2 protein-coding genes are annotated in these 17,623 nt (G+C 70.6%); both read left to right on the top strand.

Going from position 1 to position 17,623, the window contains the following annotated elements:
• Window positions 1-7: 7 nt before the first annotated feature.
• The gene (locus C1931_RS16765) at window positions 8-2,824 is read left to right on the top strand and encodes a serine/threonine-protein kinase (protein WP_108757137.1); all 2,817 of its coding nucleotides are present in this window, start codon (window positions 8-10) and stop codon (window positions 2,822-2,824) included.
• 148 nt (window positions 2,825-2,972) lie between these two features.
• Complete coding sequence (locus C1931_RS16760; protein WP_108757136.1) at window positions 2,973-17,612, top strand: ESPR-type extended signal peptide-containing protein; 14,640 nt, start codon at window positions 2,973-2,975, stop codon at window positions 17,610-17,612.
• The last annotated feature ends 11 nt before the right edge of the window (window positions 17,613-17,623 follow it).

The following is a 17,623-nucleotide window of genomic DNA, read 5'->3' as shown; positions in this document are numbered from 1 at the left end:
CACGGCCATGCAGCAGGCCGCGCACTGGGGGCAACTGCGTGAACTGTTCGATGCGGTGTGTGAGCTGCCGCGGGAACAGTGGGGCCCGGCATTGGCGGCGCGCAGCAGCGATGCCGCGTTGATTGCCGAGGTCACCCGGCTGCTGCACGCACAGACCGATGAGCTGATGCGGGTGCGTGCGCCGCTGGAGCGGCTGGCCGAAGACATCGCGCGGCCGGAAGTGCAGGTGGGCGATTGCCTGGGCCCGTGGCGGCTGACCGCACTGCTGGCCGAAGGCGGCATGGGTGCGGTGTTCAGCGCCGAACGTGCCGATGCCCTGTACCGCCGCACGGTGGCGGTGAAGGTGCTGCCCAGCCCGATGGCACCAGCGCTGCGCGCGCACCTGCTGGCCGAGCAGCAGATCCTGGCCGACCTGCAGCACCCGGGCGTTGCGCGCCTGTACGACGCAGGCGAAACGCCGTCGGGTAACCCATACCTGGTGATGGAGCACGTGGCCGGCCTGCCGCTTGACCGCTATCTGCAGGCGCACGCGCCGCCGCTGCGGCAACGCCTGGCGCTGTTCGTGCAGATCTGCCGCATCGTGCAGTTCGCCCATGCGCAACTGGTGGTGCACTGTGACCTGAAGCCGTCCAACGTGCTGGTGGATGACCAGGGCCGACCGGTGCTGCTGGACTTCGGCGTGGCGCGACTGCTGGGGCAACCGGCCGACGAGTCGGCCGACGACGGGCTGCCACGCTACGTCACCCCGGCCTACGCCAGCCCCGAGTTGCTGGGTGGCCAGCGCGTGGGCGTGGCCAGCGATGTGTTCAGCCTGGGTGCCATGCTGGCGGAAACAAGCAGTGGGCAACGCGTGCTGCGCCCGTTGCAGGGCGAGCCGGTGGCGGTGCCTCTGCCCAGCGCGCTGGCCCGCACGGCACGCGAACGGCGCGCGCTGCGCGGCCCGTTGGATGCGATCGTGGCGCGGGCCTGCGCGATGGTGCCCGAACAACGCTACGCCACCGTGGAAGCGCTGGCCGACGATGTGGAGCGCTATCTGGCATTCCGCCCGGTGCGCGCCGGGCACAGCGGCGCACTGCAGCAGACGCGCTTGTTCCTGCGCCGCAACTGGCGCAGCAGCGTGGCCGCCGCCGGCGTGGTGCTGGTGGTGGCAGGGCTGCTGGTCCGGTTGGACATGGCTGGGCGCGAATCGGCGCGCAACGCCGATATCGCCAACCGCACCAGCGATTTCCTGGTGGCGTCCTTCGATGTGCTGGACCCGGGCACCCGTGGCGGCGCGGCCACCTCGGAACTGAGTGCGCGCGAGCTGCTGGACCAGAGCGTACGCCGCCTGCAGGCCACGCCTACGATGCAGCCGGTGCTGCGTGCGCGGCTGCAGGTGGTGCTGGGCCGCGCCTACATGAATCTGGGCCAGCCGCAGCAGGCCGAGACGCTGTTGCAACAGGGCGCGCAGGCGCTGGCGGCGGCCGGCGCGGCCGATCTGCGCGATGCCGCGCTGGCCTATGCCGACCTGGCCACCCTGCAGGACCAGGCGCGGCAGCGCGACGCAGCCGCGCGCAGCGCCAGCCAGGCCGCTGCGCTGCTGGCCACGGCCACGGCGCCCGATGCGTTGGCACGCGCGCGGGTACTGGCCGTGCAGGCGCAGGTGCGCAGCCGAAGTGCAGGCGGCACCCAGCCGGCCGTGGCCATGTTCACCCAGGCGCTGGGCATGCTGGATGACCAGCACACGCTGGATGCGCGCCGGGTGCGTTCCAGCCTTCGCCGGCAGCTGGCCAGCGTGCAGGCCGCGACCGGCGCATTGCTGGCCGCCGAGCAAACCCTGCGTGCGGCGATCAACGACGATGGTGGCGTCGGTGGTGAAGGCATCGATTACCAGAAGGACCTGCAGCTGCTGTCGCAGGTGCTGTTCGACCAGGGCCGCATCGATCCTGCGCTGCAGGTGATGGAACGCAACCTGGAACTGACCCGGCACATCTACGGTGAACAGAGCAGTTTTACCGCCAGCGCCGAAAGCGCACTGGCCGGGCAGTACCTGGATCTCGGGCGCTACGAAAGCTCGGACCGCCACTTCCGCCACAGCCTGCAGATCAGCGCGGCGATCGACGGCGTGGACAGTTTCGCCTACGCCCGCAAGCTGTTTGCGCACGGCATCATGAAGGAAGCCTACGGCGATACGGCGGCAGCCGAGGCGCTGTACCGGCAGGCGCTGGACCGCCACCAGCGCTTGCTGGGTGCCGACCAGGGCGAAACGCTGGACGTGGAAATGGTGCTGGCGCGGCTGCTGATGCGGGTGGGCCAGCTGCAGGCATCCGACGCGCTGCTGCAGCGCGTGGGCCGGGTCTGGCGGCGCCAGTCCGACCCGGGCAGCCCGGACCGGCAGTCACTGCGCCTGGTGGAAATCGAGTGGATGACCCGCAGTGGCAACCTGGTGGCCGCACGCACCGCGCTGGATGCGTTCCGCGCGCAGCATCCTTCACCGTCGTCGTCGCTGGCGCTGCGCCAGACCATGCAGGAGGCCCTGTTGGCCCAGCGCAGCGGCGCGGCCGATGCGGCCGAACGTGCCGGGGAAGTCGTGCGCGAGTTCTCGCGGCTGTACGGCGCCGATTCGGTGGCCACGGCCAAGTGGCGCATTCCCTACGCCGAAACCCTGACTGACGCGGGCCACATCGCGCAGGCGCGCGCCGAGGTGAAGCGGGCCCAGCCCCGCCTGGGCGAAATCTACGCGTGGTCTGAGTTCAATACGCGCATGCATGCGCTGGCCCAGCGCTGGGCCCAGGGCACGACGGCTGTCGCCCCGCCGCCGGTCGGGGAGAGCGCTGCCCCCTGACGGCCCCCTGTTCACAAACGAAAGTATGAACCATTCATAATTTTCGCAATTTTGTGTGATGGGAATCCCGTTTCTTTTCCGGTTGCTCTGGTGAGACCCCGCGTATGCCCCGCGGTCGGGTCGCTTTCACTCGCCTCCGGATGCTCCCATGAACAAGATCTACAAGCTGGTTTTCAACGCTGCCCTCGGCGTTGTCCAGGTCGTTTCCGAAATTGCCCGCAAGCCCGGCCGCCTGTCGGCAGGTGGCGCCGCCGTCGGCCTGCGCCGTGACGTGCTGGCCATGGCGCTGGCGTTGGGTCTGGGGCTGCTGCCGGGGCTGGCGCTGGCGGCCAACTATTCGATCCGCAACCCGGATGGCAGCTATTCCACGGTCGACCTGATCCTGACCAGCGAAGTGGCCGGCGAAACCAATGACGATGGCGATGTGATCGCCTCGCGCAAGGTGGGCGTGATCGCCACCGATGGCAGCAACGATTACCTGGTGCGCGACATCAAGGGCTTGGGCAGCAGCGTGCTGATCGCCAGTTCCGGCACCGGCGTGGAAACCGATGGCACCGGACAGGCGCAGTCGGTGACGGTGGTGGGCTACCGGCTGGCCGGCAGCCCCGGCACCACCACCCGCGATGTGGTGTTCAACAGCAGCAGCGGCCGCTGGGAAAACAGCAACGGCGATGCGGTGACCATCGTGGCCATGGTTTACGGCAGCACGTCCACCGACGACGAGGGCAACCTGACGGTGACCGAGAACGGCACCGTGGACGTGGCCACGCGCATGCTGGCCGATGGCGATGGCCCCGACCCCACCGACAGCTACGGCAGCGGCACGCTGGTGAAGGTGACGCGGGTGGGCAGCAAGGGCAGCAAGGGCCGCACCGGTGCCCTGTTCGTACCGGCCAAGGCCGGTGGCAACGGCGGCCGCGGGCCCGACATCACCCTGGGCCCGGGCCAGGATTCCAAGCTGCAGATCAACGACACGGTCACCATCAGCAATGGCAACCCCGGCATCCTGATCACCAGCACCGGCGGCAATGGCGGCAACGGCGGCAGCATCTATCTGTCCACCTCCAAGGCCAAGCCCGGCGGTGATGGTGGCTCGGGCGGCAACGTGGATGTCACCGTGGCCGGTTCCGGCAGGATCATCACCACGGCGTCCGGCGGCACGCCGGCGCCGGGCATCGCGGTGCAAAGCCGCTCCGGCCAGGGCGGCGATGGTGGCAATTCCTACGCCGGTGGTGGCGCCGGCGGTGGCGGCGGCACCAAGCAGGGCGGTGACGTGTCACTGACCAGTTCGGTGAACGTGGAAACCCATGGCGCCGATTCGGCCGCGCTGCTGGTGCAGTCGCTGGGCGGCGGTGGTGGCAGCGGCGGCAATTCCTATGGCCTGTTCCCGACGGCGGGCGCCAGCGGTGGTGCCGGTGGCCACGGCGGCAAGGTGACGCTGAACAACAGCGGCACGCTGGTGACCGACGGCGCCGGTTCGGCGGGCATCAACGCGCAATCGATCGGTGGCACCGGCGGCAACGGCGGCACCACCGTGGCGCTGGTGGTGCTGGGCAGTGACAGCAGTTCGATTGGTGGCAACGGCGGCGCGGTGGAGGTGTTCAACAGCGGGGCGATCAGCACCGGCGGCACGGGGTCCGATGGCATTTCCGCGCAGTCGATCGGCGGTGGCGGTGGCCGCGCTGGTACCCAGATCGGTCTGGTCACCCTGGGTGGCAGCAGTGGCGCCGGCGGCAACGGTGGTTCAGTCGCGGTCGACAACGACGGCAACATCACCACCCGTGGCGCCGATGCCAACGGCATCCTGGCGCAGTCGATCGGCGGCGGCGGTGGCAAGGCGGGGTTGAGTGCGGCGCTGGCCGCGCTGGGGTCGTCCGGTGGCGATGCCGGTACCGGCGGCACCGTGCGCGTGGACAACAGCGGGCGCATCCTGACCCTGGGCGAGCGCGCGATGGGCATCCTGGCGCAATCGATCGGTGGTGGTGGCGGCACCGGCGGCAGCAGCCTGGGCGTGTTCGCGCTGGGCGGCGATGGCGGCAAGGGCGGCAATGCCGGCGATGTCAGCGTGACCCACAGCGGCAGCATCGAAACCCACGGCACGTCCGCCGATGGCATCCTGGCGCAGTCCATTGGTGGCGGTGGCGGCAACGGCGGCGGCGCCAGCGCGGTGGCACCGTTCATTGCGTTTGCCTTCGGTGGCAGTGGTGACAACGGCGGCACTGCCGGCAAGGTCTCCACCACGCTGGTGGATGGCGGCAGCATCCTGACCCAGGGCAGCAACGCGGCCGGCGTGCGCCTGCAGTCGATCGGCGGCGGCGGTGGCAACGGCGGCAGCGCTACCGCGGTGTCGGTGGGCGTTGTCGTACCGATCAGCCTCAGTGCTTCCTACGGCGGTTCCGGCGCGGCGGGCGGCAATGGCGGCGTGGTGGAACTGCAGGGCAACGCCGATGTCACCACCCATGGCAACAACGCCGATGGCCTGTACGTGGCCTCGATTGGTGGCGGTGGCGGCAGCGGTGGCAACGCGCTCGGTGTTGCATTGACCGGCGGCAACGCCTTCGCGGTGAGTTTGAACAGCAGCAAGGGCGGCAGCGGTGCCGGTGGCGGCGACGGCGGCACGGTCACCGTCGACAGCGGCGGCACGCGCGGTTCGATCTGGACCGCGGGCGATTTTTCCAACGGTCTGGTGGCGCAGAGCATCGGCGGCGGTGGTGGCTCCGGTGGTGATGCCATCGGCGTGACCGGTGCGGCCAGCGGCGGGATTTCGCTCACCGTGTCGTCCACCCTGGGCGGCACCGGCGGTGCCGGCGGCAAAGGCGGTGATGTCGATGTCACCTACAGCGGGGACATCACCACCGGCGGCACCAGCACGCTCAACACCGATGCCAGCGGGCAGGGTGCAGTGGGTGCGCTGATCCAGTCCGTCGGTGGCGGCGGTGGCAGTGGTGGCAGCGTGGTGTCGGTGGCTGCCGGCCTGGGCGCCACCGCCATCAACATCGGCCAGAGCCTGGGCGGCAGCGGCGGTGATGGTGGCAACGGTGGCCGCGTGGATGCCGTACTGGACAGCAGCATCTGGACCGGCGGCGACGATGCGGTGGGTGCGCTGATCCAATCGGTGGGTGGCGGTGGTGGCAACAGCGGCAACAAGATCGACGTGGGCGTGGCGGTCGGGGGAAGCACCGCCCAACTGTCGCTGGGCATCGGCGCGACCGGCCTGAGCAGCACCGGCGGCAACGGCAGCAACGGCGGCATCGTCACTGGCGACTACCGCGGTGAAGTGACCACGCTGGGGCAGCGCGCCAGTGGCGTGCTGATGCAGTCGATCGGCGGCGGTGGCGGCAACGGTGGCTTCACCGTGGATGCCGACGTGTCGGTGAGCGCAGCGCTTTCGCTGCAGGGCACGCTGTCCATCGGTGCATCCGGGGGCGAGGGCGGCAATGGTGGCGCGGTCACCGGTGCGGTGGATGCCACGGTGATCACCGCCGGCGACCATGCCACCGGCGTGCTGCTGCAGTCGGTGGGCGGTGGCGGTGGCAGCGGTGGCTTCGATGTGGCCGTGGGCCTGCAGACCGCGGTGATTTCCGGTGCCACTGTCGGCGCCACCATGGGGCTGGGCGGTGACGGTGGCGACGGCGGTGATGGCGGCGCGGTCAGTGGCCAGTTCGCCGGCAGCGCATCGACGCTGGGCGCGCAGTCCGATGCTTATGTGGTGCAGTCGCTGGGCGGCGGTGGCGGCAACGGCGGGTTCGCCGTGGCCGGTGGCCTGGCGATCAGCAACGGCGCTGCGGCGCAGGCCGCGATCGGCATCGGCGGCAGTGGTGGCAAGGGCGGCAATGGCAGCAGCGCACACGCGGAACTGGATGGCCTGCTGCAGACCTTCGGCGCGCAGTCCACCGGCATGCTGGTGCAGTCGGTGGGCGGTGGCGGCGGCAACGGTGCCTTCAGCGTGGGGGGCGCCCTGACCATCGGCAGCACCGGTGCGGGTTCGGCATCGGTGGGCATTGGTGGCAACGGCGGTGACGGCGGTACCGCGGGCGCGGTCAGCGCCACCTTCAACGACAGCACGGTGCTGACCGAAGGTGCGGGCTCCGGCGGCGTGGTGCTGCAGTCGATCGGCGGCGGTGGTGGCAACGGTGGCTTCAGCGTGAGCGGTGGGGTCACCGTCAGCACGGTGGCGGTGAGTGCGTCGGTGGGCCTGGGCGGCACGGGCGGCTCGGGCGGTGTGGCCGGCAGCGTACGTGCCGATGCCACTGATCTGCAGGTGCAGACCTTGGGTGACGGTGCTACCGGCATGCTGCTGCAGTCGGTCGGTGGTGGTGGCGGCAACGGCGGCTTCGTGGTGGCCGGGGGCATCAGTGCCGGTGCGGCATCGGGCGCAGTGTCGGTCGGTATTGGCGGCAATGGTGGCGATGGCGGGCGCGCCGGCGCGGTAACCGCCGATCTGCGCGGCGGTTCGGTCTACACCGTGGGCGACAACGCCTCGGCACTGGTGCTGCAGTCCATCGGCGGCGGCGGTGGCAACGGCGGCTTCAACATCAGCGGTTCGCTGGCCGCCGGCATGGGCAGTGCTGCGGTCAGCGTCGGCCTGGGTGGCAACGGTGGCAGCGGCAACACCGGTGGGCGCGTTATCGGCTACGTCGATCAGGACGTGCAGACCGACGGCGATGATTCCACCGGTGTGCTGGCGCAGTCGGTGGGCGGTGGCGGCGGCAACGGCGGCTTCAACGTGGCCGCCGGCATCAGTGCGTCGTCCAGTGGCGGCGTGGCCGTGTCGGTGGGCCTGGGGGGCAGTGGCGGCACGGGGGGCAATGCGTCCACGGTGCAGCTGGAAAAGCAGGGCAGCGTGCTGACCCGTGGCGATCGTGCCGACGCCGTGGTGGCGCAGTCCATTGGCGGCGGTGGCGGCAACGGAGGCTTCAATGTGACCGGCAACCTGGCCGCCAGTGGGGGCGGTGCCGGCAGCGTGTCGGTGGGCCTGGGCGGCACCGGTGGCACCGGCGGTACCGGCGCGGCGGTAGGCCTGACCCAGGTCGGTCGTGTCGCCACCGAAGGCGAACAGTCGCTGGGTCTGCTGGCGCAGTCGATCGGTGGTGGCGGCGGCAACGGTGGCTTCAACGTCAGTGGCGCATTGACCGCCAGCGGCGGCGCTGGCGGTTCGGTGTCGGTGGGCCTGGGGGGCAGCGGTGGCGACGGCGGCAGCGCCGGCGCGGTGACCGTGGACAGCACCGGCCTGGTGTCCACCGAAGGCGACGGCAGCCATGGCGCACTGGCGCAATCGCTGGGCGGCGGCGGCGGCAACGGCGCCTTCAACATCAGCGGCGGGCTGACTGCCACCGGCAGTGCCGGTGGCTCGGTCACCGTGGGCCTGGGCGGCAACGGCGGCCAAGGGGGCAGCGCCGGCAACGTGCGCGCCACGTTGCAAGCGGCTGCGCCGGACGGTTCGGCCGACGACGGCCGGGTGCTGGCCACGCTGGGCGACGGTGCCTCGGGTCTGGTCGCGCAGTCGATCGGCGGCGGCGGTGGCAACGGTGGCTTCAGCGTGCAGGGCGCGCTGACTGCCAGTGGCGGTACCTCCGGTTCGGTCAGCGTGGGCCTGGGCGGCAACGGCGGTGACGGCGGCAGTGCCGGTTCGGTGGAAGGCAGCACCGTGGGCCTGGTTACCACCGCAGGCAATGACAGCCATGGCGTGCTGCTGCAGTCGCTGGGTGGTGGTGGCGGCAACGGCGGCTTCAACGTGAGTGGCAGCCTGACCGCGACGGCCGGTTCGGGCGGTTCCATCAGCGTGGGCCTGGGCGGCAACGGCGGCCAGGGTGGCCTGGCTGGCAACGTGACCGGCAGCGTGCGCGCGCTGGCGCAGAACGATGGCTATGCGGTGATCACCGAAGGCGATGACGCCATGGGCGTGGTGGCGCAGTCCATTGGCGGCGGCGGTGGCAACGGCGGCTTCGTGGTCGGTGGCGCGCTGACCGCCTCGGCCGGCAATTCCGGTGTCATCGGCGTGGGTGTGGGCGGGCGTGGTGGCAGCGGCAATACCGCAGGCGATGTGCACGTGGACGTGGAAGGCCATGTGCAGACCGCCGGTGATGGCGCGCAGGGCATCCTGCAGCAGTCCATCGGCGGCGGCGGTGGCAACGGCGGCATGACCATCGCCGGTGCACTCAACGCCAGCGCCTCCAACGGCGGCAGCATCGCCATCGGCGTGGGCGGCAGTGGCGGTAGCGGCGGCGATGGCGGCGCCGTGAGCGGCAGCCTGGTCGGCAACGTGGTGACCGCCGGTAGCGATGCCGGTGCGGTGACCTACCAGAGCCTGGGCGGTGGCGGCGGCAATGGCGGCATGACCATCGCCGGCAGCCTGGCCGCGTCGGGCAACGGCAGCGGCAATGTCAGCGCCAGCATCGGTATTGGTGGCAGCGGCGGCACCGGTGGTACCGGCGGTGGTGTGCAGGCCGATCTGGACGGCACGCTTTCCACGTTGGGCGACGGTGCCTGGGGCGGTCTGTTCCAGTCGATCGGTGGCGGCGGTGGCAATGGCGGCATGACCATCGCCGGTGCGCTGACCGTGGCCGCCTCGGCACAGAATCAGTTGGCGGTGAGCGTGGGTATCGGCGGCAGTGGTGGCAGCGGCGGCACGGCCGGCGATGTGCAGGTGAACCACACCGGCAATGTGAGTACCGCGGGCAACGATGCGCAGGGCATGGTGCTGCAGTCGCTGGGCGGCGGTGGCGGCAATGGTGGGCTGACCGTGAGCGGTGCCGGCGGCATCAACCTGGGCGATGGTTCGCGCAACCTGGCGGTGTCGGTGGGCGTGGGCGGCAACGGCGGCAGCGGTGGCAGCGCCGGCGATGTCAGCGGCACGCTGGAAGGGGACTACTTCACCGCGGGGAATGGATCGACGGCCGTGCTGGCGCAGAGCCTGGGCGGCGGTGGCGGCAACGGTGGCATCACCGTGGCCGGCAGCATCAGTGCCAGCCTGGGCGACAACGGCGTGGCCAGCATCGGCATCGGTGGCACCGGCGGCAGTGGCAATACCGCCGGCGATGTCAGTCTGCTGCGCCAGGGCAGCACCGTGACCGAAGGTGAGCGCGCAGACGCCATCGTCGCGCAGTCCATCGGCGGTGGTGGCGGAAACGGCGGCATGACCATTGCCGGTGCGCTCAGTCTGGGCGACAGCCGCAACGGCAGCGTGGTGGTGGGCGTGGGCGGCAAGGGCGGCAGCGGTGCCACGGCCGGGGATGTGAGCGTGGATGTGCTCGGCACGGTGGCCGCGCTGGGTGGACTGGGCGACGTGCTCACGCTCGGCAACGGCAGCGCCTTCCAGGTCGATGCCAGCGATCTGTCCAAGGGGTCCAGCGGCATCGTCGCGCAGTCCATCGGCGGTGGTGGCGGCAATGGTGGCATCAACATCCAGGGCGGCCTGGCGGTCGATCCGACGGCGGTGTTCGGCGGTGGCAGCAGCGGCGGTGGCAGTGGCGGATCGTCCGGCGGTGGCAGCGGCAACAGCTCCACCAGCGTCGGCATCGTGCTGGGCATCGGCGGCAATGGTGGTACCGGTGGCCATGCCGGCAAGGTGGCGGTGAACGTGGGCCCGGAAGACACCGACACACCGCTGGTGGTCGCCATCGGCGATGAACAGTCGGCCATCCTGGCGCAATCCATCGGCGGCGGTGGCGGCAACGGTGGCATCAACATCGGTGCAGCGGTCACCACCGGCAGCAGCATCACCGTGGGTCTGGGCGGCAACGGTGCCGATGCCGGCCGCGGCAACGATGTGCAGGTCGATGCCAGCGCCGATGTGTTCGCCTTCGGCGATCACGCACGCGGCATCCTGGCGCAGTCGATCGGTGGTGGCGGTGGCGCCGGCGGCATCAACATCAGCGCGGCACTCAGCAAGCCCTCGTCGCAGAACAGCGCTTCGCTGGTGGTGGGGCTGGGCGGGTCCGGCGGTACCGGCAACACCAGTGGCGTGGTGGACGTGACCCACATGGGCAGTATCAACGTGGTGGGCAGCCATGCCAGCGCACTGCTGGCGCAGTCGATCGGCGGTGGTGGCGGTGCCGGTGGGCAGAACATTTCCGCCTCTGCCAGCCAGGGCGCGCAGCGCCTGGCGGTGTCGGCCGGCATTGGCGGCGACGGCGCCGAGGGCGGCGATGCCGGTGCGGTGTACGTGCAAAGTGGCGGCGGCGACATGTTCGTCAATGCCAATGGGGCCGACGAGGTGGCGCAGGGCGGCACCGGCATCCTGGCGCAATCGATCGGCGGCGGTGGCGGTGCCGGCGGTGGCAGCATCAGCGGTCTGTATTCGTCGGCGCAGGTGCCGATCAGCATCGGCATCGGCGGCACCGGTGGCAGCGGCGGCAATGCCGGTGCCGTCAGCGTGCTGCGTGGTGACGCGGCGGCCTGGGGCAGCGGCACGACGCCGGCGCTGAACCTGTTCGTGGGCGGCGACCATGCCACTGGCATCCTGGCGCAGTCGATCGGCGGTGGCGGCGGCAACGGTGGCGGCACCCTGGTGCTGGAAAAGTATTCCGACAGTTCGGGTTCCGGCTCAGGTTCGGGCTCGGGTTCGGGCAGCGGCACGGGCACTGGAAATGGCAGCGGCAACCAGCAGCGCACCACGGTGGCGGCCAGCCTGCAGATCGGCGGCGGTGGCGCCGGTGCCGGCAGTGGCGCCGCGGTGGAGGTGACCAGCATCGGCAACATCATCACCGATGGCCTGGCGTCGTCGGCCATCGTGGCGCAGTCGATTGGCGGTGGCGGCGGCAACGCCGGCCAGAACGTGCGCAAGGCCAGTGGCCTGGATGATGTGGATGTGGGCCTGAAGGTCGCGCTGGGCGGTGCGGCCGGTGCGGCCGGCACCGGGGGCGATGTGACGGTGCGCAGCCAGGGCAATCTGCTGACTGCGGGTGCATCGGCTTACGCGATCCTGGCGCAGTCGATCGGTGGCGGTGGCGGCAACGCGGCGGTGGACAACACCGGCGATGCGGCGGGCCAGAACAGCCTGGCCTTCACCCTGGGCCGCCAGGGCGGCGAAGGCGGCAGCGCCGGTACCGTGCAGGTAGCGCTGGAACAGGGCGTGCTGCAGACCGCCGGTGACGGTGCAACGGCGGTGCTGGCGCAGTCCATCGGTGGTGGCGGCGGTACCTCCAGCAGCACGTCGGTGGCCGTGGCGGTGGCCGGGTCCAGTGGCAGTTCCGGCGGCAGCTCGGGCGGCGGCACGGGTTCTGGAACGGGCACGGGCACGGGCACGGGCGGCAGCAGCAACAGCGCCGATGAACCCGATGCACTGGCGCTGGATATCAGCCTGGGCGTGGCCGGTGGCAAGGGCGCCGCCGGCGGCGCGGTGGTGGTCAGCAGCGTGGCCGATTCGCAGATCCTGACCAGCGGCGACGACGCGCGCGGCATCGTCGCGCAGTCGGTGGGCGGCGGCGGTGGTACCGGCGGCAGTGCGGCCAGCAAGGGCGGCACCGCGACCGTGGCAGTGAACCTGGCACTGGGCGGTGCCGGCGGTGAAGCCGCCACCGGCGGCCGCGTCGACCTGGACCTGGGCGGCGTGATCGAGACCCGTGGCGACCGCGCCGACGGCGTGCTGGCGCAGTCCATCGGCGGTGGCGGTGGCCTGGCCGGTTCCGCTTCGGCGACCTCCACGTTCAAGCAGGGCGGCACGAGCGGCGGCCAGGGCAGCGGCAGCACTGGCAGCAACGGCAGTGGCAATGGCAGCAGCACTGGCAGCAGCGAAGCGGCCACCAGTGTGGCGCTGAACCTGGCCCTGGGCGGGCAGGGCGGCGACGGTGCGACCGGCGGTGATGTGAGCGTGGCCCACGGTGGCACGGTGATCACCTGGGGCGACGATGCGGTGGGCATCAACGCCCAGTCCGTCGGCGGCGGTGGCGGTGTGGGCGGGCAGAGTTCGGCCAAGGGTGAAGCGTCGGCCAGCAGCGCACTGACCCTGGTGATGGGCAACATCGCGCTGTCCGGCGCGGGCGGCACCGGTGCATCCGGTGGCGCGGTAAGCGTGGAAAACAGCGGTCGCGTACAGACGGCGGGCGCGCGCTCGGTGGGTATCGGCGCATTGTCGGTCGGAGGTGGCGGCGGCAGTGGCGGGGTGGCATCCAGCGAATCGAAGGTGGACACCGACAAGGACGAGACCGGTTCAACCACGGTGTCGTTGCAGTTGGCGCTGGGTGGCAGCGGCGGTGATGGCGGTGTCGGCGGCGACGTGGCCGTGTTCAACGTGGCCACGGCCGGCAGTGACGATGCACCGGTGGTATTGACCCTGGGTGACAGCGCGCACGGCATTCACGCGCGCTCGATCGGCGGCGGTGGCGGTGATGCCGCGATGGCGTCCAGCCGCAGCGCGCAGAGCGGGGGCGGCACGGCGGTATCGCTGGACCTGGCATTGGGCGGCAGCGGTGGCACCGGCAACACCGGCGGCAACGTGCAGGTGCGCAACGAGGGTTACGTGATCACCGGCGGTGACACCGCCCATGGCGTGTTCGCGCAGTCCATCGGTGGCGGTGGCGGCAGTGCCGGGGTGACCGTGGCCGACGCGGCCAGTGCCGGTGAAGGCAGCATGGGCCTGGCACTGGCGCTGGGCGGCGAAGGAGGCAGCGGCGCCGCCGCCGGCAACGTGCAGGTGGACAACAGCGGTTGGATCAGCACCGTTGGCGCACGAGCATTCGCGATCTTCGCCCAGTCGGTGGGCGGTGGTGGCGGCGATACCGCACTGACCCTGGCCAACCGCAACGAGGTGGACAGTGGTGATGAGGATGCCGACAGCAGCACGGGCAACAGCAACAACAGCCAGGCGCAGCAGGGCAGTGGCGCGCTGCAGTTGAACCTGGCATTGGGCGGCAGCGCCGGCGACGGCGGTACCGGTGGCAATGTGAGCGTGAGCAACCGGGTGCAGGCCGGCGTAGCCGACAGCGGGGTGATCAGCACCACGGGTGAGGGCGCACACGGCATCTTCGCCCAATCCATCGGCGGCGGCGGCGGCAGCGCGTCGCTCACCGTGGCCAGCGTAGCCAATGCCGTGGAAGGTGCGACGTCGCTGAACCTCGCGCTGGGCGGGCAGGCTGGCAGCGGCAACCGCGCCGGCAGCGTGGAGGTGATCAATGACGGCCTGGTGCAGACCCGTGGTGACGCGGCCTACGGCATCCTGGCGCAATCCATCGGCGGCGGTGGTGGTGATGGCGGCCAGTCGGTGGCCATGACCGCGGCGGCGCTGCAGGGCGGTGCGGTGGATGCCAGTGTGCTGGCCGGTCTGTCCGGTGCAGCGAATCTGTTCGCAGGCAACAGCGGCGACTACTTCATGGCCGTGGGTGGCCACGGCGGTGATGGCGGCGACGGCGGCGATGTGCGGGTGGTCAACAACGGCCGCATCGTTACCTTCGGCGCCGATGCCGATGGCATCGTGGCGCAGTCGATCGGTGGCGGCGGCGGCAACAGCCGCCTGGGCTTCGGCAGCATCGATGGCGGTGGCGGCCTGTCGCTGGCCGGGGTGCTGCTCAGCCAGCTGGGCGGCAGCAACCTGGACGGTGGCGGCAAGGCCGGCACGGTCTCCGTGGAAAACAATGGCAGCATCAGCGTGTCGGGTGCCGGTGCGGTGGCCGTGCGCACGCAGGCCATCAACGGTGGCGGCGGCGTGCTCGACCAGACGTTCACCGGTGTGGATCTGTCTGCGGCAGCGGCGGATGCGGGAACTGGCAGCAGCGCAGCGTCCGGCATCGGCAGTGTGCTGGGCAGCCTGCTGGGCAGCCGGGATGCCACCAACACCAGCGGCGGTGATGTGGATGCCGGATCGAAGGGCGACTACGCCATCGCCGGTGACTTCTCGCTGGGCGAACTGACCCAGTCGATCGGTGGCGGTGGTGGCAGCAGCCTGACCCGCGTGCTGGGCGGTACCGACAGCGTCGCGCCGCGCGTGGCGTTCACTGCGGCCAGCGCCGGCAATGGCCTGTCGCAGGCCCTCGCGCAGGCGCAGCCGACGGCACCGGCGCTGGTGTTCGCCGCCAGCCTGGGTGCAATCGGCGGCAGCAACAACAATGGTGGTGCACTGCGCCTGAGCCACGACGGCATGATGCTGCTGGAAGGCAGCCAGGGCGTGCTGGCCCTGCACCAGTCCATTGGTGGCGGCGGTGGCGAAAGCCGCGCGCAGCTGGAAGGCGGCGGTAGCGCCGTGCAGCTGCAGTTGCAGATGGGCGCCAGCGGCGCGCAGGACAGCCGCGGTGGCGCGCTGGCGTACACGCAGCGCGGGGATGTGGCCGTGGCCGGGCAGGACACGCAGGGGCTGCTGCTGCAGAGCATCGGCGGCGGTGGTGGCGTGGCGCGGGTGAGCCTGGATGCACCGGGTGCGGCGCAGGCGCAGGCGCGATTGGGGGCCGACGGCGGTGCCGGACTGGATGCCGGAGCCGTGGACATGCAGGTGGCCGGCAATGTGCTGGACCTGTCGGCCAATTCGGTCGCACTGCTGGCGCAGTCGATCGGCGCCGGTGGTGGCATGGCCCTGTTGTCGCAGGGCGTCGGTGCCGACGTGCAGTTCGGCGCACGCAATGGTGCGCAGGGCGATGGCGCTGCGGTCAGCATGGATGTGCAGGGCAGTGTGATCACCACCGGCGACAACAGCCTGGGCGTGGTGGCGCAGTCCATCGGCGGCGGCGGTGGTCTGTTGATGCAGTCCGCTGACACCGCCGCCATCGGCCTTTCCGCCGACAACCAGGGCGACGCCGGTGCGGTCAGCGTGCAGGTGCAGGGCGATGTGCTGGGCCTGGGCGCGCGCAGCGTGGGCGTGCTGGCGCAATCCATTGCCGGCGGCGGTGGCTGGGTGGCCGGGGTGGGCTCGGCGGCTGCGGGCGGGCAGGGCAGCGCAGGCGCGGTGCGCGTGGCGGTGAGCGGCGATGTGCTGCAGACCGGCACCGACGCGGTGGGCGTGCAGGCTGCCAGCCTGGGCCGCGATGGCCGCGGCAACATCGACGTCGCCCTGGCCGGTGCCGTGCGCGGTGGCAGCGGTGCCGGCGCGGGCGTGGTGATCGAAGGCGGCGCCGACAACCACATCGTGGTCGAGCGTTCGCTGTCGTCGGTGTCCACGCTGGCTGCGTTGGCCGGTGAAGGCAACGACCTGTTGCAGAACCAGGGCAGCCTGTACGGCAATGTCGACCTGGGCAACGGCAGCAACCGGCTGTTGAACGAAGCCGGCGCACGCCTGGTCACCTATGACCGCCTGGCCATCGGCCAGGGCAGTGGCGTGGCCGCGCTGACCAGCGCAACGTCGGGCACGTTGGTGAACCGTGGCGATCTGCATTTCGGCCTGGCCGCACCGCAGTTCCCGATCGATCTGGCCGCCGGTGCGGTGCATGCCAACGTGGATGATGCAGCGGCCGCAGCGGACAACCTGCTGCTGGGCGCACGGGTGATCAGCCAGGTCGCCCTGACCGGCAACTTCGTGCAGGAGAGTAGCGGTGCGCTGTACATGGATGTGGCCTTCGGTTCGCCAGCGTCTGATCGCCTGATCGCAACCGGCTCGGTTGCGCTGGCCGGCACCGGCTACTTCACCCTGGCCTCGTTGTCGAACGCACAGTGGTTGCCGATCCTGTCGGCCGCGCAGGGCAGCCGCGATGATGGCTTCCAGATGCAGGACACGCTGGCGCTGACCTTCAAGGCCAGCTACCGCGCCGATGGCGTGCACCTGTCCTACGATCCGCACTTCCAGCAGGCGTGGCTGCGCGACAACCAGAATGCGCTGGCGGCGCACATGAACAGCGCACTGCTGACTGGCAGCAGCGATGGCATTGGTCGCCTGATGGCCCTGCTGGGCAACTACAAGGCCGGTGATGAAGCCGCCTACCGGCAGGTGTTCGATCTGATCAACGCAGATGGCCTGGGCTCCACGCTGTACAACCAGGTGCAGGTGCAACGCGGATTTACCGGCAGCCTGTTCGGTTGCGGCAGGGTGCTGGACGATGGACGCTGCGTGTGGGGCGGCATCAGCAGCTACGATGCGCACCGCGATCGCACCGCTGCCGATCTGCCGATCGCGTTGTCAGGCAGCTACGCACGCTTCGGCATCGATGGCACCCTGCAGGGGCCATGGTCGATTTCCACGGCATTCGAGTTCGACCACTTCTCGCAGATCAACGTGGACGATGGCCAGACCCGCAGTCGCGGTCGTGGCGTGAACCTGGGCTTGGGCTTCGAGCACGATGTGGACAACGTGCAGAGTCGCCTGAGCCTGGCCGCCGGCTGGTCGTGGTATGACACCACACGGTTGTCGCCGGTGTTCGACGACAACGCACAGGCCACATCGTCACCGCGCACCGGCTACGTGAGCCTGGGCGCAGGCATCGGCACGCGCCTGGGCAGTGGCGGCTGGTCGCTGCAGCCGCGGGTGGACGCGCGCTACACCCTGCTGCACCACGACGGCCTGCGCGAACAGGGCATGGGAGACATCGGCTATCGCGCGGGTGCCCACAACCAGAGCCTGTTCTCCGTGGTGCCCAGCGTGAAGCTGGGTTACGAGCAGGCAGTTGCGAAGAGCCGTTTCGGTGTGTCCACCCAGGTGGCCTACGAAGTGTCCACGCGCACTGCAGTGAACCTGCCGGTGTCGCTGATCGGGGCCAATGCCGATGCCAGCGCCGCCGACATCCAGATTCCGATTGCCAGCCCGGCACTGAACTGGCGTTCGCGCCTGTACTACGGCAACGAGCGGGTGACGGTGGGCATGCAATACGGCGTGCAGCACGGCAGCCGCGTGGGGGGCGAAGTGTATGGCGTGGACCTGCGGGTGAAGTTCTGAGGTAGTGGCCA

Origin of the sequence: Stenotrophomonas sp. YAU14A_MKIMI4_1 (assembly GCF_003086855.1) — a bacterium.
Lineage (GTDB): Bacteria > Pseudomonadota > Gammaproteobacteria > Xanthomonadales > Xanthomonadaceae > Stenotrophomonas.
This window is presented reverse-complemented; position numbering and strand designations above follow the sequence as displayed.

Coding starts and splice junctions, on each gene's coding strand:
- C1931_RS16760 (WP_108757136.1), top strand. CDS start 2,973: ATGAACAAGATCTACAAGCTGGTTTTCAACGCTGCCCTCGGCGTTGTC.
- C1931_RS16765 (WP_108757137.1), top strand. CDS start 8: ATGCAGCAGGCCGCGCACTGGGGGCAACTGCGTGAACTGTTCGATGCG.